General features: G+C 72.9%; 16 protein-coding genes. 6 read left to right on the top strand and 10 right to left on the bottom strand.

Going from position 1 to position 18,750, the window contains the following annotated elements; genetic code table 11:
* Positions 1 to 678, bottom strand: coding sequence for a response regulator transcription factor (locus AB0I41_RS17780; protein ID WP_357108303.1), 678 nt, complete (start codon positions 676 to 678; stop codon positions 1 to 3).
* Positions 679 to 802: 124 nt separating this feature from the next.
* Here AB0I41_RS17780 and AB0I41_RS17785 point away from each other — a divergent pair, with 124 nt between their 5' ends.
* Positions 803 to 1,411 (top strand): phosphatase PAP2 family protein, encoded by a 609-nt coding sequence (locus tag AB0I41_RS17785; RefSeq protein WP_357108306.1) that lies wholly within the window; start codon positions 803 to 805, stop codon positions 1,409 to 1,411.
* Between the two features lie 463 nt (positions 1,412 to 1,874).
* Entirely contained in the window at positions 1,875 to 2,840 is a 966-nt protein-coding gene (locus AB0I41_RS17790) for an acetyltransferase (protein ID WP_357108309.1), read from the top strand.
* Between the two features lie 77 nt (positions 2,841 to 2,917).
* Here AB0I41_RS17790 and AB0I41_RS17795 read toward each other — a convergent pair whose 3' ends face one another.
* The gene (locus tag AB0I41_RS17795) at positions 2,918 to 3,934 is read right to left on the bottom strand and encodes a methyltransferase (RefSeq protein WP_357108436.1); all 1,017 of its coding nucleotides are present in this window, start codon (positions 3,932 to 3,934) and stop codon (positions 2,918 to 2,920) included.
* 18 nt (positions 3,935 to 3,952) lie between these two features.
* On the opposite strand from AB0I41_RS17795, the gene AB0I41_RS17800 reads away from it, so the two are divergent.
* Both AB0I41_RS17800 and AB0I41_RS17805 read left to right on the top strand, forming a co-directional pair.
* Positions 3,953 to 4,135, top strand: a complete 183-nt coding sequence (locus AB0I41_RS17800) for a hypothetical protein (RefSeq protein ID WP_357108311.1) — start codon at positions 3,953 to 3,955, stop codon at positions 4,133 to 4,135.
* Between the two features lie 205 nt (positions 4,136 to 4,340).
* On the top strand, positions 4,341 to 5,261 hold the full coding sequence (locus tag AB0I41_RS17805; protein WP_357108314.1) for a hypothetical protein: 921 nt from the start codon (positions 4,341 to 4,343) through the stop codon (positions 5,259 to 5,261).
* A gap of 105 nt (positions 5,262 to 5,366) precedes the next feature.
* Here the strand turns inward: AB0I41_RS17805 and AB0I41_RS17810 are convergent, their stop codons facing one another.
* From AB0I41_RS17810 to AB0I41_RS17820, 3 genes are all read right to left on the bottom strand, one after another.
* A complete protein-coding gene (locus AB0I41_RS17810; RefSeq protein WP_357108317.1) occupies positions 5,367 to 7,070 on the bottom strand; it encodes a tetratricopeptide repeat protein in 1,704 nt (567 codons plus the stop codon).
* 489 nt (positions 7,071 to 7,559) lie between these two features.
* A complete protein-coding gene (locus AB0I41_RS17815) occupies positions 7,560 to 7,676 on the bottom strand; it encodes a hypothetical protein (RefSeq protein ID WP_357108439.1) in 117 nt (38 codons plus the stop codon).
* Positions 7,634 to 8,806: a DMT family transporter gene (locus AB0I41_RS17820; protein ID WP_357108319.1), complete on the bottom strand. Its 1,173-nt coding sequence runs from the start codon at positions 8,804 to 8,806 to the stop codon at positions 7,634 to 7,636. The genes AB0I41_RS17815 and AB0I41_RS17820 overlap by 43 nt, the downstream gene beginning before the upstream one ends.
* Positions 8,807 to 8,902: 96 nt before the next feature.
* Here AB0I41_RS17820 and AB0I41_RS17825 point away from each other — a divergent pair, with 96 nt between their 5' ends.
* The gene (locus AB0I41_RS17825) at positions 8,903 to 9,793 is read left to right on the top strand and encodes a LysR family transcriptional regulator (RefSeq protein WP_357108321.1); all 891 of its coding nucleotides are present in this window, start codon (positions 8,903 to 8,905) and stop codon (positions 9,791 to 9,793) included.
* Positions 9,794 to 9,805: 12 nt separating this feature from the next.
* Here the strand turns inward: AB0I41_RS17825 and AB0I41_RS17830 are convergent, their stop codons facing one another.
* Positions 9,806 to 10,765 (bottom strand): NADP-dependent oxidoreductase, encoded by a 960-nt coding sequence (locus AB0I41_RS17830; RefSeq protein ID WP_357108323.1) that lies wholly within the window; start codon positions 10,763 to 10,765, stop codon positions 9,806 to 9,808.
* A 176-nt stretch (positions 10,766 to 10,941) separates the two neighbouring features.
* Between AB0I41_RS17830 and AB0I41_RS17835 the strand changes: the two genes are divergently transcribed.
* Positions 10,942 to 12,273 (top strand): low temperature requirement protein A, encoded by a 1,332-nt coding sequence (locus tag AB0I41_RS17835; RefSeq protein ID WP_357108326.1) that lies wholly within the window; start codon positions 10,942 to 10,944, stop codon positions 12,271 to 12,273.
* A 63-nt stretch (positions 12,274 to 12,336) separates the two neighbouring features.
* On the opposite strand, the gene AB0I41_RS17840 is transcribed toward AB0I41_RS17835, so the two are convergent.
* From AB0I41_RS17840 to kdpB, 4 genes are all read right to left on the bottom strand, one after another.
* Positions 12,337 to 13,023: a response regulator gene (locus AB0I41_RS17840; protein WP_357108329.1), complete on the bottom strand. Its 687-nt coding sequence runs from the start codon at positions 13,021 to 13,023 to the stop codon at positions 12,337 to 12,339.
* Complete coding sequence (locus tag AB0I41_RS17845; protein WP_357108332.1) at positions 13,020 to 15,572, bottom strand: DUF4118 domain-containing protein; 2,553 nt, start codon at positions 15,570 to 15,572, stop codon at positions 13,020 to 13,022. The genes AB0I41_RS17840 and AB0I41_RS17845 overlap by 4 nt, the downstream gene beginning before the upstream one ends.
* Before the next feature lie 92 nt (positions 15,573 to 15,664).
* Positions 15,665 to 16,546, bottom strand: a complete 882-nt coding sequence (locus tag AB0I41_RS17850) for a potassium-transporting ATPase subunit C (RefSeq protein WP_357108334.1) — start codon at positions 16,544 to 16,546, stop codon at positions 15,665 to 15,667.
* Positions 16,547 to 16,548: 2 nt separating this feature from the next.
* A complete protein-coding gene (gene kdpB / locus AB0I41_RS17855; RefSeq protein WP_357108441.1) occupies positions 16,549 to 18,735 on the bottom strand; it encodes a potassium-transporting ATPase subunit KdpB in 2,187 nt (728 codons plus the stop codon).
* Positions 18,736 to 18,750: the final 15 nt, after the last annotated feature.

Raw genomic sequence — 18,750 nt, forward strand, 5'->3', positions numbered from 1 at the left:
TCAGCCACCGTCGGGGCGCAGCCGGTAGCCGACACCACGCAGGGTTTCGATGGCGTGCCGCCCGAACGGCTTGTCGACCTTGGCCCGCAGGGCGGCGATGTAGACATCGATGACGTTGGAGCGAATGTCGGTCTCGCCGTCCCAGACCTCGTCGAGGATCTGATAGCGCGTGAGGCACTGTCCGGCCCGAGCCAGCAGGAGAGCGAGCACGTCGAACTCGCGGGCCGACAGGTCGATCTCCACGTCGCCCCGGAACACCCGCCGCCGCGCCGGGTCGAGCAGCAGATCGCCGGCGCGTACCTCGACGGGCGGTGGGCCGGCGGCGCGGCGATGCAGGGCACGCAGCCGGGCCAGCAGTTCGTCGAAGGAGAACGGTTTGGCCAGGTAGTCGTCGGCGCCGGCGTCCAGGCCCGCGACCCGGTCCGGGATCTCGACGCGCGCGGTGAGCATCAGCACGGGCATCAGGTGCCCCTGCTGCCGCAGCGTCCGGCATACCGCGACGCCGTCCAGGCCGGGCAGCATCACGTCGAGCACCACCGAGTCATACGTGCCGGTGGACGCCGCGAGCAGCCCGCCGGAGCCGGTGTACTCGACATCGACGGTGTGCCCGGCCTCCCGCAGGCCTCGGGCGAGCAGGTCGGCCAGCCGCCGCTCGTCCTCGACCACCAGAATCCGCACCCCGCCTCCTCCCGTCGGACCGTCCCTGCCCAGTGCAGCACGGCGCCCCGCCGCCTTCATCCGCCCTTCATGTCCTCCTGCCTACCGTCGGCAGCCCAGCCGGGGAACGAGACGGAAGGACACCATGAACGAGCGACTCTTCCTGGAGATCAACGATCTCGCGCGGGCGACGCCGTGGCTGCACACACCGCTCGCAGGCTACGCCGCGTACGGGATCGTGCTGTTCGCCGTCCTGCTGCTCGCCGGCTGGTGGTCCGCCCGAGCCAGCGGCACCGGCATGCCGGCGGCCCTGTGGGCACCGGTGGGGATGCTGCTCGCCGTCGCGGTGAACCAGCCGATCGTGGCCGTCGTGCACGATCCCCGCCCGTACACCACGCTACCCGGCATCCTGGTGCTGGCCGACCGGAGCAGCGACCCGTCGTTTCCTTCCGACCACGCCACCATGGCCGGCGCCGTCGCCGCCGGGCTGCTGCTGGTCAACCGGCGGCTCGGCCTGCTGACGGTGGCGGCCGCCGCGATGATGGGCTTCACCCGCGTCTACATCGGCGCCCACTACCCGTCCGACGTGCTGGCCGGATTCGCCGTCGGCGCCACCGTGACCCTGCTCGGCTACCTGGTCGCCCGCCGCCCCCTGGCCGCCGGTCTGCGGTGGTCGGAACGCACCCGACTGCGGCCCCTGCTGAACCCCTCAACCGGATCCGCCAGCCCCGAACCCGCCCCGACCAGGCGGTAACGGTCACGCCCTCGCTCATTGACCTGGTCACGCACCACGGCTACCGGGATGCGGGCCAGTGCTCCGTCCTGCCACCACTGGTACGCGGTTGCCGCCCCGGCCGTCGCCGCGCTCGCCTACCTCCGGTGGCGGCTGGACCGCCGAGCGGGCGACCATCGCTGACACGCCAGCCGGTTTCGTGCTGGCTTCATGTGTGATCTCCAGCGTCCCGCGCCGAGGAAAACCAGCTGACTGATTCGTCGCGAAGGGTGGCGTGGCGGTGCGTCGGATCAGTGATCAGGTCCTCGTGGTCAAAGGTTCAGGGATCGATCGTGTTGCGGCGGGCGAGTACGCCGAGTAAGTTGCCGGGCACGCCGTCGAGCTGGAAGGAGGTCAGAACAATGTCCGATGTTCTGCGCCCCCTCCGCGTCCCGGCGTCCACGCGGATCTGACCCGGGGCGTTCGCTTCCCGGAGGATCCACCTATGACTGATCTGGTCATCCGTCCGCTTGTTGCGGGCGAGGAAAGTCTGTTCGAGTCCATGCCCGACCCGCTGCCTCAACTGCGCCAGGTCGATTACGCCGACGGGATCGCCGGTGGCGGCTACCGGCCTGAGCGCACCTGGGTCGCTCTCCGAGCCGGCCGAGTGGTCGCCCGGGCGGCCTGGCTCCTCCCGCCGGGTGCCGTAGGCGCCCCCTGGCTGGAACGGTTCGACCTGAACGCCGAGCCGGAGGTGGGTGCCGCATTGCTGCGCGCCGCCCACGAGGCACTCGGCGGTCCCCGGTCGTACTACGCCGCTGCGCCGGCGCACTGGCGGCGCCGGCCGGAAGTACTCGCCGTGATCAAGGCGCCGATGGCGGCGGCCCGGCTCGCCGGGCTCGTCGAGCGCGGTGAACGGCTGAGATGCTCCTGGACGGGCACGCCGCTGCCGGCCGCCTCCGGGCGGTACACCTTCCGCCCGGCCGTCGACGCGGCCGAGATCAACGCCATGGTCGCCCGGATCGCCGAGCCGGACGTGCTGACCGGCAAGGAGACAGCTCGGGCGGTCGGCGGAGTGGACCTGGCCACCGACCCGCTGGCCTGGCTGACCGGCCCCGCCGAAGACTGGCGCATCGCGTTGGACGCCGGGAAGCCGGTCGGCCTGGCCGGAACAGCCGGGGATGCCTGCTACCCGCTCATCGCCTACCTCGGCCTGCTCGACGAGGCCGTCCGGGGTGAACTGCTGGCCGAGGCGGTCGAGGTACTGGCCGCCGGCGGGGCCAGGGAGGTGGTGGCCGACGTGGACGCCCACCGGGTGGCGGTGCTGGCGGAACTGGAACGGACCGGGTTCCGGCAGTTGCGGTCCCGGGTCCTCTTCGAACCCGCCGCCAGTGCCCCGTCCGACTCGGCCGTCACGCCCGGCTCCGCCGTGGCTGCCTGTTCCGTTGCCGACCGGGAGGGTTCGGAATAGATCGGACTGGTGCGCCCCGGCTCGGCCGGGTGCGGCGGGGTGGGTCCGCTCTGGCCCCGCCGCACCCGGCCTGCCGGTCAGGCCCGGCGGGCCACTACCGCGCCGTTGGCGCCTGGGGCGTCGAACGGCACCGTGCGGATGTCGACGAAGCCCGCGTCGGCGAGCCAGGCCGTGTACTCGGCGCCGGAGTAGTTCTTGCCGCCCTCGGTCTCGACCAGCATGTTCATGCCCATCAGCGCCGCCTCCGGCGGCCCGGTGCGCTCGTCGTTGAGCAACAGTTCGCAGACGACGACCGCCCCACCGGGCGGCAGCGCCGCATAGCACTTGGCCAGCAGGGCTCGGTTGGTTGGCACGTCCCAGTCATGCAGGATCATGCTCAGCAGGATGACGTCGTGCCCGTCCGGCAGCGCCGGGTCGGCGAGGAAATCGCCGGCGACCGTGACGATCCGCCCGGCCAGGCCCGCTGCCGAGATCCGTTCCTCGGCCCGGACGCACACGTGCGGCAGGTCGAAGATGGTCGCCCGCAGGTCGGGCAGGCGTCGGCAGAGCTCGATCGGGAAGGCCCCGGCTCCCCCGCCGACGTCGAGCAGCCGGGTGTGCGCGCCGAAGTCGTACGCGTCGGCCAAGGCGCGGGCGGTGAAGCTTGAGGTGGAGTACATCGCATCCCAGAACTGCGCGAGCATCTCCGGGTCGGCGGTGTCGAACATCGACTGCTGGGTTTGCGGGTCCCAGGTGAGGGGCCGGTCGGATCGCAGTGCCTCGCCGATGCGGTGCCAGGGCAGGTAGGTGCGCAGGTCAGAGTAGCGGACCTGCGCACCGAAGTAGTAGGGGCGGCCCTCGACGAGGAACTGCTCGGCGAGATCGGAGTTGCGGTAGCCGTCGCCGGCCTTCTCGAGCAGGCCGAGGGAAGCGCTTGCGGCCAGCAGCAGGTCGGTCGGGCGCTCAGCGAGTCCAAGCTCGGCGGCTGCCTCGTCGACCGTGAGGGTCCGTCCGTTCGCGAGCCGGGTGAACAGGCCCAGTTCGACGGCGACCGCAAGGGTTTTGAAGCCCCAGACGCCGGCGACGAGACGCATCAGAGGAGTGGGAGTGATCATGGACATACGAGATCATTGATGTCGAGTCTCTCCCGCGTCAACCCTGACGGGGTGAACATGACTCCGCCCTCCTGGCGCGGCTGCTACGGGCCGAAGCGGAGCGGCTGGCTCTACTGGGTTGAAGAGCGCATCACCTCCGGGTCGTTGTTCCACCGCCACACCGCCGAGGCGCCCTCCGGTAGGGAGCAACCGGTCACCTGAGCCGCCACACTCATGTCCGCGCGGCTGCCGCAGGGCCCGCCACCGCCTTGTTAGCGTGAGGCGACGGACCATCAACGGGTCACCGACGACAGGTTGAGGCTGTTCCGCCCGCCGCGCGACACCCCTCGAGCAGCCACCCCGGTGCTGACGCCGCACTGAGACACCCCCTGCACCGGCGCACCGATCGCGACGAGGGAGGGGTGACGTGGCCGAGGCCTCGAAGCAGCGAGACGACCCCGCAGGGACGCCGGCATCGATGATCGACCGTGGCAGACACATCTGCGGCCAGGTCGTGAAGGGGTTGAACACCCTCTGGAAGCACCACCTCGCACCCGCGCTGAAAAATCTGAAAGCCGCCGTGGCGGCGGAGACCCCACCTCCTCCGCCCGACGAGCCCACCGAGCGACAGGAGGCCTCAGCGCCCTTCGCGCTTCCCGCTCAGGGGTACGTGTTCACCTTCACCGTGCGCGCGACCTTCACCTGGACGGCGACGGGCGTACGTCCTGACCTGTTGAGCTGGTATGCGCGGTACTTCATGCCGGATGCCATCCGGCGGGTGAAGCGGGTCGCCGCCGAGCAGGCACGCGCGTTTCCCGCGCACCGGGCCGGCGAGCTGGAGGTCTCACTGCGGCGGGCGCTCGACGAGCAGGACCGGCCCCCATGGCACTACAAGCGGGGCCGGGTGCACGTCGCGTGCCGCCCGGAGGTGTCGGTACGGCTCGACGAGCGGGTCAGGCAGATCCTCCAGCCGTACTCGGAACGCCTGATCAAGCTGGAGTGCCAGAACGACCTGTACACGAGACGGGCGCAGTACGCCGAGCAGCTCAACCGGCGCTGGAAGGCGATCATGGACGAGTTCGTCGACCACCCCGCTCCCGGCGAGGCGGAAGAGGCGATCAAGGAGGAGCTGAACCAGGCCAGGCGACACCTGATGGAGGAAGAGAAGGCCGCCGCACAGTGGAACAAGAAGCTCCAACGCGAGCGGCGCCGCCACGAGGGCTTCGACGACTTCTTGAATGCGATCGACATCATCCCGCAGAGATCACCGACGCAGTCCGACGAGACCTCCGGACAGCCGGGGCAGCCGACCGCAGCCGAAGGAAGGCCCGCGTCCGACTCTGGTTGATCTGGATACCGCTGGCGGCTCCACGACGACCATGCCGCGGTCCCGATCACCGCCACCGCAATCTCATTACGGACTGATCCCGCCGATGCCCGCCCCGGCCGGCGGTCAGCCGACCATCGCGCGACGGCAGCGAGCCAGTTCCGCCCGCAGGTCGCGTCGCAGCGCCCGGTCCAGGCTGGGCTGGGCGAGCGCGTCAGCGAAGTCGCGGGCGGCCTCGTCCCACCGCCCCAGCCGCATCAGCGCCGTGCCCCGGTTGTAGCGGGGCACAGGCGCCGCCGACAGCGCCACCGCCCGGTTCAGATCGGCCATGGCGGCGGCCACGTCGCCGCGTTCGAACCGGACGGCGGCCCGGTTCGTCCATGCCTCCACCAGCCCCGGATCCCCGGCCAGGGCCCGGGTGAGCAGCTCGTCGGCCTCGGCGGGGCTGCCGCGCTCCGAGCGGATCAGCCCGAGGGTGCACAGCAGCGCGGGCTCCTGCGGGGCCAGCGCCAGCCCGGCCCGCGCCCCCGCCTCGGCCGCGTCGAGCGCGCCGCGCTCCACGTGCAGGTTGACCAGGGCGATCCGGGCGTCGAGGTGCCCGGGATCAATGGCGAGCACGGTGTCCAGGTCGGCACGCGCCCGCTCGGGGCGGCCCCGCTCCTGCTGGAGCACGGCCCGGTTGTAGTACGCCTCGGGCAGGTGCGGTCCCAGCCGGATCGCGCTGCCGTAGTCCCTGATCGCGGCCTGGAGCCGACCCGCCGCCCGGTGCAGGGCGGCCCGGTCCACGTAGTACTCGCAGTTGCCGGGGTCGTGTGCGATCACGGTGTTGAGGTCGGCCAGGGCCTGTGCCGGATCGCCCAGGGCCAGGTGCACCTGCGCCCGGTTGTGGCGTAGTCGGGCCAGATCCTGCGGGCGCTCGCCCGGAGCGAGCACCGCCGTCAGCCGGGCCAGCCCGTCGTCGATCAGCCGCAGCGCCCGGGCGGGCTCGCCCGCCCTGCTGTCCAGCAGCGCCAGGCCCTGCTCGTAGAAGACGGTGGACAGCACCCGCTGCCGCGGGTCGTTCAGTCCGGCGGCGAGGTGGAGCGCCCGTTCCAGCCAGTGCCGCGCCTGCGCCGGGTCCTGTTCGGCCGCCGGCAGGTGCCGGGCGTACAGCATGGCGGTGGCGTACGAGGCCGACATGGTGATCTTCGGGTCGTCAGTGGCAGCGCGCGCCTCGTGGTAGAGCTCGAGCGCTTCGGCGGCGCTGTCCAGCGCCGCCAGGGCGGTGGCCAGGCCGGTGGTGAACGCCCACCAGTGCCGCAGGTCGCCGTCCGGGGTCACCGTGGCGCGCCCGCGCCGGGCGGTTCGGGCCGCGTGGTGGTAGAAGCCGCGGGCCAGACTGTCGCCCAGGGCCGTGCGCGTCGCCTCCGGTGTGGGATCGGCCGCGGCCGGCTTGCGGGCACCGCCGTCGCACAGATCCAGACGCAACGGGGACGGCCCGATTCGGCGGGTCAGCGTCTCCAGCAACTCGCTGGTGGTCTCGTCGGCGCTGCCGACGTGGTCGAACCGTACCGTGACCGGGTGCCGGAGCCTGCTCGCCCACGCCGCCACGAACTCCGCCGCGCCGTAGGCCAGGCAGGCGGTGCGCCGGGCGGGATGGAACCGGATCGGCTCCTCCTCGGCGGCCGGTCGTGCCGCGTGGTCGAGCCGGGGTGCGATGGCGTGCAGCTCGACCTCGTGGCGGGACGCCAGGCGGGGACGGTCGGCGGCGATCCGGCCGAGGAAGGCCGCGACCCCGGCGTACGGCCCGTGGTCGCGGTGGCAGTCGTAGCCGCCCAGCTCACCGGTCACGGCCGGGCCGATCGCCGCAGGGGCGGGCGCCCGGGAGCGCCCGCCGTGCCGGCACCTACCAGCACCACTCGATCCAGAGCCGGCGGGCGCCGGACAGCAGACGCAGCGTGCTCTTGTGGCGGATGGGCATCTTCCTCACGGGCACCTCCGTTGTGATTCACGTCAGGGCTGCACAGAGCATAATACCGATCGATATAAATATGTAGAGTTCTCGTGATTGCCCTGGCGCGGTCAGGTCCGAGCGCGGCGAGCAGCACCGTCGCCGGGCGGCGGGCGGCCCGCCTCATCGCCACCCACAACTCGGGCTCCCGCGCGGCGATGGAAGGGGGTGGCCTGACGGGGGATGTGTGCCCCGACAGGCCACCGGAACCGATCAGTAGCAGACTTTCTGGCCGCGGGTGATGTAGTCGTAGTAGCCCTTGCCGCAGCCGAGGTGCCACAGGTGCCGCGGTTGGGCACTCTGGCCGCCGTACAAGCCGCCGGCGGCGGTCAGCTTCGCGTTGTACTGCAGTCCGAAGTGCAGGTGGGGGGGGCGAAGCCGCCGGTGCCGCCGACCAGGCCGATCACGGTGGCGTCGGTGACCCACTGGCCCTTGCTGACCCGGATCGCGCTGAGGTGACAGACGTAGCTCCACCAGCCTCCGCCGTGGTCGACGACGATGTACTAGCCGCAGGTCTCCCAACCCGATGGCGCCCATCCGGCGTAGAGGATTCGATCCTCGGCTCCGAGCCGCGAACTTCGGGATAGCCCGTTCCATCCGGGGCCGGCTGGCGGCCGTGGGTGGCAGCGGCACCGTGTACTCCCAGCCCCGTCACGGCACACAGGTCGAGGTGTGCATCCCCATCACCGTCACGTCCGAACAATCCGGATGACGGGCTGGCGCGGGTCAGGGCGACGCCGAGCAGGACCACCACCATCCCGGCGACGACGCGGGCGGTCAGCGCCTCGTCGAGCACCAGCGCGCCCAGCCCGACCGCGACCACGGGCAGCAGGTAGCCGACCACGGCGGCGGCGGTGGGCCCCTCATCGGCGATGAGCCGGGCGTTGAGGTGGAAGGTGACGCCGGTGCCGAGCGTGCCGAGGACGGCCACGGCGGCCAGCGCGGCGGGGCCGGGCATCCGCCACGGGCCGGGGTCGGCGGGGAGGGTGAGGGTGGTCAGGGCGGTCGCGGCCAGCAGTTGGGCGGCGGAGAGGGCCATCGGGGCGGACCGGTCGGCGAGGTACCGGGCCATGTAGGCGAAGGCGACCGCGTAGCTGGCGGCGGCGGCCAGCACCAGCAGCGCGCCCCGGCTGGTCAGGTCACCCGACCGCCAGGGCGCGAAGATGAGCAGCACGCCGGTGAAGCCGAGCAGCAGCCCCGCAAGGCGCGACGGGTGCCGGTGACGTTCCGTGCCGAGCAGAAGGCCGAACAGCAGCGACCACAGCGGCGTGGTGGCGTGCAGGACGCCGGCCACCCCGGAGTCCAGCGTCCGTTCACCGGTGCTCACCAGCAGGAACGGCAGGGCGTTGCAGAACAGGGCCGCGACGACGAGGTGAGCCCAGACCCGGCGTCCGCGCGGCAGCCGCTGTCCGGCGGCGACGGCCACCGTGAGCAGTACGACCGCGCCGAGTGCGCACCGCACGGCGGTGACCTGCGACGGGGTCAGCCCACCCGCCAGCGCGATCTTGATCCAGAGGAAGCCGGACCCCCACAACAGTGCCAGCACCGCCATGCGGACGACGGATCGGGTGGCCACGCGGTTCTCCTCCCGGCTCGGTGGTCTCCACACCCTCCGCCGCTTCCAGCTTTAAGACAAGCGATGATTTCTAGCAGGAGCGTTAAGCTCTGCTACATGCTCGACCCGCGCCGGCTGCACCTGCTCCGTACCGTCGTCACCACCGGCTCGGTGAGCGCGGCCGCCCGCGACCTGGGCTTCACGCCGTCGGCGGTCAGCCAACAGCTGGGGCTGCTGGAGAAGGAGGCCGGCATCACCCTGCTGGAGCGCAACGGCCGGGGGGTACGGCCGACCGAGGCGGGACGGCTGCTCAGCCGGTACGCGGAAGCCATCGACGCCCAGGTCGCGGCGGCGGAGGCGGCGCTGGCCGACCTGCGGGCCGGGGTGACGGGACGGCTCGCGGTGCGCTACTTCGCCAGCGTCGGGGCGGCGCTGGTGGCCCCCGCGCTGGCAACCCTGCGCCGCGACCACCCCGGCGTGCGGGTCGACCTGAAGCTGACCGACCCCGCCGACCCGCTGCGGGAGGTGCGGGACGGCAACGGCGACCTGGCCCTGGTGGTCCGCCCCCGGGAGCAGGCCGCCACCGACGGCCTGCGCTTCACCCACCTCCGCGACGACCCTTACCTGGCCCTGCTGCCGGCCGGGCACCGGCTCGGGGGTCGGCGCGCCCTCGACCTGGCCGACCTCGCGGCGGACCCCTGGGTCGGCAGCGAACAGCCCGGTCCCTGCCAGGACGCCATCCTCGTCGCCTGCGGGCGCGCCGGGTTCACCCCGCGGTTCGTGGTGCAGAGCGAGGACTATGCCACCGCCCAGGGCTTCGTCGCCGCCGGCCTCGGCATCGCCCTGGTGCCCCGGCTCGGCCTGCCCGCCCGGTCCCCCGGCGTCGTCGTTCGCCGGATCCACGAGCCGGAACCGGTCCGCACGATCTGGGCGGCGACCCGTGGGACCGCTCCGGCCACGCCCGCACTGACCGGCCTGCTCGCCGCGCTGCGCACCGCCGGACGGTGAGCGGGGGTCGGATCAGTCGCTGACCTTGACGACGATCTTGCCGTGCGCCTTGCCGTTGGCGAGAGCGGCGAGGCCGTCGGCGGCCCGGTCGAGCGGCAGGACGGTGCTGACGTCGACGGCGAGGGTGCCGTTGGCGGCCTGCTCGACGAGCGGGGCGATGACCTCCCGGACGGGTCCGGCCATGATGTTGCTGCCGGTCAGCCCGGCGGCGGCCAGGACGTCGGAGTCGGCGGCGCCGAGGGTGCTGGCCACCTTGCCGCCCCGGCACACGGCGTTCAGCGGCAGGCCGTCGGGGCCGTGGGCGACGAGGTCGATGAGCCCGTCGACCCCGTCCGGGTAGCGGGCGAGGACCTGGTCGGCCACCGGCCCGGTGGTGTAGTCGATCACGGTGTCGGCGCCGAGCCGGCGCAGCCGGTCGGTGTCCTCGGCGGTGCCGGTGGCCACGACCGTGGCGCCCCGGCCGGCGAGCAGCTGCACCGCGTACGAGCCGACGCCGCCGCCGGCCCCGACCACCAGCACCGTGCGACCGGGCTGCGGGTCGACCGCGTCGACCGAGGCGAGCGCCGCCGCGCCGGCGAGGGGCACGGCGGCGGCGGTGACGAAGTCGAGCCCGGCGGGCTTGGCGGTGACCGCGGCGGCGGGCAGCAGGGCGTGCTCGGCGAGGGTGCCGGCGTGCACCGGCGGGGCGAGCAGGACGTGACCGACCACCTCGTCCCCCACGGCGACATGGTCGACGCCGGCCCCGACGGCCTCGACGACCCCGGCGGCGTCCCGGCCGAGGACCAGCGGGTACTCGTGCGGCATCCTCCCGGCCATCATCCCGGCGGCCAGGGCGTTGTCGATGGCGTTGAGGCCGGCCGCCTTCACCCGGACCAGGACGCTGCCCTCGGTGACCTGCGGGACGGGCAGCTCGGACAGTTGCGGCTGTGCGTCGGCAGCCGGGACGTTGAGCGCGCGCATGACTTTTTCCATGGGGAGATCGTGACCGGCGGAGCCGGTCGCCGGAGGACGAATGACGGAAGGACATCTCTCCCGGCGGCGCCTCGGCGGTCCAGACCATCGGGTGAGGCCCAGGGCGGCATCACCCGTTGTGAGGGCTTACCGCGGCACCGCCGCCGAGCACCGGCCCGACTGCCACACTCGGGCGGGTGAGCACCGACGAGGGTCTGGTGGGCGCCGATGGGCTCGAACCGGCCGCGCCCGGTGCCAAGGTCACCCGGTTGGAGCTCTTCTACGACCTCGTCTTCGTCTTCGCCTTCCTCAACGTCACCTCGGTGTCCGCGAAGTACCTCGGCCCGTCGGCGCTGTCGCGCAGCTTGCTGGTCCTGGCCCTGCTCTGGTACGTGTGGACCAGCTTCGCCACCCTGGGCAACGCCGTCCGTGCCGACCAGGGCATCATGCCGCTGTTCGGATTCGGCATCATGGCGGCGATCTTCCTGGCATCGATCGCGCTCCCCGAGGCGTTCAGCGACAAACCGGCGGGCCTCCCAGGGGACCTGACCTTCGCGGCCTGCTACCTGCTGGCGCTGGGCCTGCAGGTGCTGGCCTTCTGGTACGCCGTCCGCGGCGACCCGCGGCTGCACAGGTGGTGGCGCAGACTGGCCGTACCGCCGCTGGTCACGACGGCGCTGCTGCTCGTCGCCGCGCTGGTGCCGCAGCGGTTGTTCCGGGGCGACGCCGAGATCCGCGCCCGGCTCGGCCTGTGGGTGCTGGCCGTGGCCGTCGCGTACCTGCTGGGCGCGCTCACCCGGACGCCGGGGCTGACCATCGTCTCGGCCGGGCACTGGGCGGAGCGGCACGCCCAGATCGTCCTGGTCGCGCTCGGCGAGTCGATCCTCTCCCTCGGGACGGGGCCGAACCTGCTGGCGGGGCTGCCGCTGACCTGGCCCATCATCGGCGGGGCCGTCCTGGGGATCGCGGTGGTCGCCGCCCTCTGGTGGGTGTACTTCGACGCCCGGGTGATCGCCGGGGAGCAGGCACTGCACCGCACCCACGGCGTGGCGCGGCTCGCGCTGGCCCGGGACGCCTACAGCTACCTGCACCTACCGATGATCTTCGGGATCATCCTGTTCTCCCTCGGCCTCAAGCACGTGCTCGCCCTCATCGCCGATCCCACCGTGCCGTGGGACCGGGACCTACTGCGTGGGATCGACCTCGCCGTCCTGTACGGCGGCGTGCTGCTCTTCCTGCTGGCCGTGCTGGGGCTCCAGATCCGTGCCGTGCACCGGTTCAGGTGGTTCCAGATCGGCGCGTTGCTGGTGCTGGCGGCGCTTGTCCCCGTCGCCGGCCAGCTGTCGGCCTTCGGGGCGCTGGCCCTGCTGGCCGTGGCCGTGGTCGGCGCGGCGACCGTGGACAGCCTCAGGAATCGGCAACCGCGGCAACGCCTGCGCCGGGCGAAGCTGGAGGAGGAACGCGCGCTGGAGGCCGGGGAGACCGAATGGCGGCGACGCCAGCACCTCCGGCGGCCTCCCGAAACGTGAACCGTTCAGGTCCGGCCCGGTCGCCGACCAGCCGCGCGTCCGGCCGCCGGTGCTGCGTCCCGGTCAGGGCCGGAAGCGGTAGCCCATGCCGGGTTCGGTGATGAGGTGGCGGGGGCGGGCCGGGTCGTCCTCCAGCTTTCGACGGAGCTGGGCCAGGTACTGGCGCAGGTAGTTGGTCTCGTGCTGGTACTCCGGCCCCCACACGTCGTGCAGGAGCTGGCGCTGGCTGACCAGCTTGCCGGGGTTGCGGAGCAGTTTGTCGAGGACCGCCCACTGGGTGGGGGTGAGTTTGACGTCGCCGCCGTCGTCGTCCCGGGTGATGGTGCGGGCGGCGAGGTCGACGGTGTGCCGGCCGACCCGGACCGTGGCAGCGGCCGGGTCGGCGGCGGCGTGCAGGCGGCGGGTGACGGCGCGGATGCGGGCGAGGAGTTCGTCCACGCCGAACGGCTTGGTGACGTAGTCGTCGGCGCCGGCGTCCAGGGCGGCGACCTTGTCCTCGCTGCCGGCCCGGCCGGAGAGCACGATGATCGGCACGTTGGTCCAACCGCGCAGACCCAGGATCACCTCGGTGCCGTCGATGTCGGGCAGGCCGAGATCGAGCACGACGAGGTCGGGCGGGTGGCTGGCGGCGGCCCTGAGCGCCGCGGCGCCGGTGGCCGCGACCTCGACGTCGTAGCCACGGGCGCGCAGGTTGATACGCAGGGCGCGCAGGATCTGCGGTTCGTCGTCGACGACCAGGATGCGGGTCATTCCTGCGGCCCTTCCGCGACGGTCTGCGCGGCGGCGGGCAGCCGCAGCACCATGGTCAGGCCCCCACCGGGGGTGGTCTCCGGGGTGATGCTGCCAGCCATCGCCTCGGCGAGGCCGCGGGACAGGGCCAGACCGAGGCCGACGCCGGTCTGGTTGTCGCGGTCCCCGAGGCGCTGGAACGGCAGGAAGACGTGCTCCCACTGGTCCTCGGGGATGCCCGGCCCAGTGTCGATCACCCGCAGTTCCACCTGGCCGGCATGGGCGCTGGCGGTGATCGTGGGCGGCTGGCCGGGCGGGCTGTGCCGCAGCGCGTTGGCGACGACGTTGACCAGCACCCGTTCCAGCAGCCCCGGGTCGGCGGCGACGGCCGGCAGGTCGGCGGGGATGTCGGTGGCGACGTCCGCCGCCGCCGGGCCGAGTTCGTCCAGGGCCCGAGGTACGGCGTCCTCCAGGCCGATCGCGGCGCGGCTGACGCCGAGCGCGCCGGCCTGGAGGCGGCTCATGTCCAGCAGGTTCGCGACCAGGCGGCCGAGCCGGTCGAGGGACTCGTCGGCGGTGGCGAGCAGTTCGTCACGGTCGTCGGCGTCGAACTCGATGTCGTGGCTGCGCAGGCTGCTCACCGCGGCCTTGGCCGAGGCCAGCGGCGTACGCAGGTCGTGGCTGACCGCGGCGAGCAGCGCGGTGCGCATCCGGTCGGCCGCGGCGAGGGGCCGGACGGCGGCGGCCTGGGCGGCGAGGCGTTCCTGGCGGAGCGCGACGGCGGCCTGGGCGGCGAACGCCTCGACGATGCGCCGGTCGGCGGCCTCCAGCCGCCGGCCGGACAGCACGACGGTGAGCCGGTCGTCCACCGGTACGGCCGTCTCCCCCGCGCCCGGGCTGCCCGCCGGCGACTCGCCGACGCCGGCCACCAACCGCCAGGCCCCTTCCTCGTTGACCCGACCGGGTCGCCCCTCGGCCTCGGCGGTCAGTTCCAGGACGCTGACCGCGCGCAGCGCGAAGGTCTCCCGCAACCGGTCCAGCAGCGCCGGCAGGGGCCGCTCCCCCCGCAGCACGCCGCCGGCCACCGTGGCCAGGGTCTGCGCGTCGGCGGACGCGCGGGCGGCCTCCCGCGTGCGCCGCGCGGCGACGTCGACGACCCAGCTGACCGCGACGGCCACGGCCACGAAGACGCCCAGCGCGAGGAGGTTGCCCGCCTCGGCGATGGTCAGCGTGTGGAAGGGCGGGGTGAAGAACCAGTTCAGCAGCAGCGAGCCACCGAGCGCGGCGACCAGCGCCGGCCACAGTCCGCCGACCAGCGCCACCCCGACGACGCCGGCGAGGAAGAGCAGGATGTCGTTGGTCAGGGTGAGATCCGGCAGCACGGACAGCAGCAGGGTCAGCAGCGGCATGCCCAGCCCGGCGAGGGCGAAGCCGAGCAGCCGTCGCCGCCGCGACAGCGCCGCCGGCACGCCCGCCCCCTGCCGGCCGCGGCCGGCCTGCGAATGGGTGACCAGGTGCACGTCGATCGGGCCGGACAGGGCGGTGGTGGTGACCCCGACCCCCCGGGAGAACAGCTGGGCGAACCGCCCGCGCCGGCTGGCGCCCAGCACCAGCTGGGTGGCGTTGACGCCACGGGCGAAGTCGAGCAGCGCCGCCGGAATGTCGGCACCGAGCACCTGGTGGTACGTCCCGCCCAGGCTCTCCACCAGCACCCGCTGACGGGCGAGCTGGGCGGGGTCCGCGCCGGCCAGGCCGTCGCTGCGGGCGACGTGCACGGCGAGCAGGTCGGCGCCCTTGCTCCGGGCCGCGATCCGGGCTGCCCGCCGGATGAGCGTCTGCCCCTCCGGCCCGCCGGTGAGCGCCACCACCACCCGCTCGCGGGCCTCCCAGGTGGCATGGATGCCCTGCTGCGCCCGGTACCGGTCGAGCTGATCGTCGACCTTGTCCGCCAGCCACAGCAGGGCCAGCTCGCGCAGGGCGGTGAGGTTGCCGACCCGGAAGTAGTTGCCGAGGGCCGCGTCGATCCGGTCCGGGCGGTAGATGTCGCCGTGCGCCATCCGGCGGCGCAACGCCTCCGGGGTCATGTCGACCAGTTCGACCTGCTCGGCGGCGCGGACGACCTGGTCGGGCACGGTTTCGCGCTGGATGGCGCCGGTGATCTGCGCGACGACGTCGTTGAGCGATTCGAGGTGCTGGATGTTGACCGTCGACAGGACGGTGATGCCGGCGTCGAGGAGCTCCTGGATGTCCTGCCAGCGCTTCTCGTGCCGGGAGCCGGGCACGTTGGTGTGGGCCAACTCGTCGACCAGCGCGATCTCGGGGCGGCGGGCCCGCACGGCGTCGAGGTCCATCTCGGTGAACTCGACGCCCCGGTAGGTGGCGGTGCGGCGCGGCACGACCTCCAGGTCGCCGAGCATCGCGGCGGTGTGGACGCGGCCGTGCGTCTCGACCAGCCCGACCACCACGTCGGTGCCGCGCTCGGCGCGGCGCTGGGCCTCCTCCAGCATCGCGTACGTCTTGCCGACGCCGGGGGCCGCGCCCAGGTAGATCCGCAGTTCTCCTCTGGCCACGGGGAACATCCTCTCGCTGCGCGGGCCGCCCGGCCCACGGTTGCCGCCGACGGGCTCGCCGGGCGGGCCGCCGGTGGCCCGCCCGACGGGGGTCAGCGGGCCGGAAACCTCTCGTCGAGGGCGAGGTTCAGTTCCAGCACGTTCACCGCGGGAGCGCCGAGGAAGCCCAGCACCCGACCGGTGGTGTGTTCCGCGACGAGGCGGCGGACCTCCGCCGGGTCCGCGCCGCGCTCGCGCGCCACCCGGGCGACCTGGATCCGGGCGTACGCCGGACTGATGTGCGGGTCGAGGCCGCTGCCGCTGGCGGTGACCGCGTCGGCGGGCACCGCGGGCTCGGCCGGCGCGTCGCCCCGGACCGGGACGATCACAGCGCCGGCGGCGACGTAGTCCTCGCCCGGCTCCGCCACCCGCACCGGCACGCCCTGCCAGGAGGCGACGAACGGTATGGCGGGGGCGGTCTGGTTGACGCTGACCACCCGGGTGACCGGGCCGGCGAGCCCGTCGCGGTGGAACACCGCCAGCACCGCGCCGACCCCGTCCGGCGTGCAGTAGGGCCGCCGGCCGTCGACGCCGTCGAGTTCGCCGACGGCCCGACTGCGGGCGCAGACCTGGGTGAGCAGGCTCGGGGTCGAGTCGGCCGGATCGGTGGCGATCGTGTCGATCACGCTCTCCGGGCCGAGGTTGCCGGCCCCGGTCGACGTCGGGTCGTAGCCGTCGCCGGCCGCCGACGGGCGGGACTGGAAGTAGCGCGGGACGGGGTTGCCGTCGGTGTCGGTGAACGACTGGCCGATCAGGGCGCTGCCGACGGTCCGGCCGTTCGCGGTGAGCAGCGACCCGTCGGCGTGGGCGTCGAGGCCGGGAATCCGGCCGACGGCGACCAGGGCGAGCGGGTAGGCCAGGCCGAGCAGCACGGTGAAGACGAGCAGCGCGCGCAGCGCGGCCAGGTGTCGGGTGAGCCAGTTGGGCAGGCGCATCTTCAGATCCCCGGGATGGATTGGACGAGCAGGTCGATGAGCTTGATGCCGACGAACGGCACGACGATCCCGCCGAGGCCGTAGACCAGCAGGTTGCGGCTGAGCAGCTGGGACGCCGACGCGGGCCGGTAGCGGACGCCGCGCAGGGCGAGCGGGATCAACGCGATGATCACCAGGGCGTTGAAGATGACCGCGGCGAGGATCGCCGACTCCGGGCTGGCCAGCCGCATCACGTTGAGCCTGTCCAGGCTCGGGTAGATGCCGGCGAACATGGCCGGGATGATCGCGAAGTACTTCGCCACGTCGTTGGCGATGGAGAAGGTGGTCAGCGCGCCCCGGGTGATCAGCAGTTGCTTGCCGATCTCGACGATCTCGATCAGCTTGGTCGGGTCGGAGTCGAGGTCGACCATGTTCCCGGCCTCCTTGGCGGCCGAGGTGCCGGTGTTCATGGCCACACCGACGTCGGCCTGGGCGAGCGCCGGGGCGTCGTTGGTGCCGTCGCCGGTCATCGCGACCAGCCGGCCGCCCTCCTGCTCCGTACGGATCAGCGCGAGCTTGTCCTCGGGGGTGGCCTCGGCGAGGAAGTCGTCCACGCCGGCCTCGTCGGCGATCGCCTTCGCGGTACGCGGGTTGTCGCCGGTGATCATCACCGTCCGGATGCCCATCCGACGCATCTCGTCGAACCGCTCCCGCATGCCGGCCTTGACCACGTCCTTGAGGTGGATCACGCCCAGCGCACGGGCCGGCTGGCCGTCGGCGTGCTCGGCGACGACGAGGGGGGTGCCGCCGATGCCGCTGATCTCGTCGACGATCTGACCGACATGCTCGGTGGGGTGCCCGCCGTTCTCGCGGACCCACTTCATGACGGCCGCGGCGGCGCCCTTGCGGATCCGCCGGCCCGCGCCGACGTCGGGGGTGAGGTCCACGCCGCTCATCCGGGTGTGGGCGGTGAACGGCACGAAGGTGGCGTGCGGGATCAGGCCCGGTTCCCGTTCCCGCAGCCCGAACTCGTTCTTGGCCAGCACCACCACCGACCGGCCCTCGGGCGTCTCGTCGGCGAGGCTGGACAGCTGGGCGGCGTCGGCGACCTCGGCGGCGGTGACGCCCTCGACGGGGAGGAACTCGGCGGCCTGCCGGTTGCCCAGGGTGATGGTGCCGGTCTTGTCCAGCAGCAAGGTGTCGACGTCGCCCGCCGCCTCGACGGCGCGGCCGCTCATGGCGAGGACGTTGCGTTGGACCAGACGGTCCATGCCGGCGATGCCGATCGCCGAGAGCAGCGCGCCGATCGTGGTCGGGATCAGGCAGACCAGCAGCGACACCAGCACCACGCCGGTGACACCCGCGTCGGTGATCGCCCCGGTGTCCGGCGCGGCAGCCTGGTACGACTTGGCGAAGATCGCCAGCGGCTGGAGGGTTACCACGGCCAGCAGGAAGATGACGGTGAGCGCGGCGAGCAGGATGTTCAGCGCGATCTCGTTCGGGGTCTTCTGCCGGTTCGAGCCCTCGACCAGGGCGATCATCCGGTCGACGAAGCTCTCTCCCGGTTTCTGCGTGATCGTGACGACGATCCGGTCGGAGAGCACCTTCGTGCCGCCGGTGACGGCGCTGCGGTCACCGCCGGACTCCCGGATCACCGGGGCGGACTCGCCGGTGATGGCCGACTCGTCCACGCTGGCGATGCCCTCGACCACGTCACCGTCGCCCGGGATGATCTGCCCCGCCTCGACCAGCACGGTGTCGCCCTGCCGCAGCTCGGCGGCCGGGACCGCCTCGTCCCGGTAGGCGTTCGCCGCCGCGCCGGACGTCCACCCGATCAGTCGCGTGGCGATGGTGTCCTTCCTGGCCTGGCGCAGCGTGGCGGCCTGGGCCTTGCCCCGGCCCTCGGCGACCGCTTCGGCCAGGTTGGCGAAGAGGACGGTCGACCAGAGCCAGATCGTGATCGCCCAGGCGAAGACCGACGGGTCGGCCACGGCCAGGACGGTGGTGAAGAGCGCGCCGATCTCGACGATCAGCATCACCGGGTTGCGCCAGAGGGTGCGCGGGTCGAGCTTGCGCAGCGCGTCGGGCAGTGAGATCAGCAGTTGCCTCGGGTCGAGCAGGCCGCCGCCGACCCGGTTGCCCGGGGTGGCGGGCGTACCCTGAGTGGCCGCGTCGGCGCCACCGTGCGGCGCCTGCGGGGAGACGATCATGTTCGCTTTCCTCAT

The sequence above is a fragment of the Micromonospora sp. NPDC050200 genome (assembly GCF_040656135.1).
Classification (GTDB): domain Bacteria; phylum Actinomycetota; class Actinomycetes; order Mycobacteriales; family Micromonosporaceae; genus Micromonospora.

Coding starts and splice junctions, on each gene's coding strand:
- AB0I41_RS17800 (WP_357108311.1), top strand. CDS start 3,953: ATGTCGAGTCTCTCCCGCGTCAACCCTGACGGGGTGAACATGACTCCG.
- AB0I41_RS17850 (WP_357108334.1), bottom strand. CDS start 16,546: ATGCGCCTGCCCAACTGGCTCACCCGACACCTGGCCGCGCTGCGCGCG.
- AB0I41_RS17840 (WP_357108329.1), bottom strand. CDS start 13,023: ATGACCCGCATCCTGGTCGTCGACGACGAACCGCAGATCCTGCGCGCC.
- AB0I41_RS17795 (WP_357108436.1), bottom strand. CDS start 3,934: ATGATCACTCCCACTCCTCTGATGCGTCTCGTCGCCGGCGTCTGGGGC.
- AB0I41_RS17830 (WP_357108323.1), bottom strand. CDS start 10,765: ATGGAAAAAGTCATGCGCGCGCTCAACGTCCCGGCTGCCGACGCACAG.
- AB0I41_RS17825 (WP_357108321.1), top strand. CDS start 8,903: ATGCTCGACCCGCGCCGGCTGCACCTGCTCCGTACCGTCGTCACCACC.
- kdpB (WP_357108441.1), bottom strand. CDS start 18,735: ATGATCGTCTCCCCGCAGGCGCCGCACGGTGGCGCCGACGCGGCCACT.
- AB0I41_RS17785 (WP_357108306.1), top strand. CDS start 803: ATGAACGAGCGACTCTTCCTGGAGATCAACGATCTCGCGCGGGCGACG.
- AB0I41_RS17790 (WP_357108309.1), top strand. CDS start 1,875: ATGACTGATCTGGTCATCCGTCCGCTTGTTGCGGGCGAGGAAAGTCTG.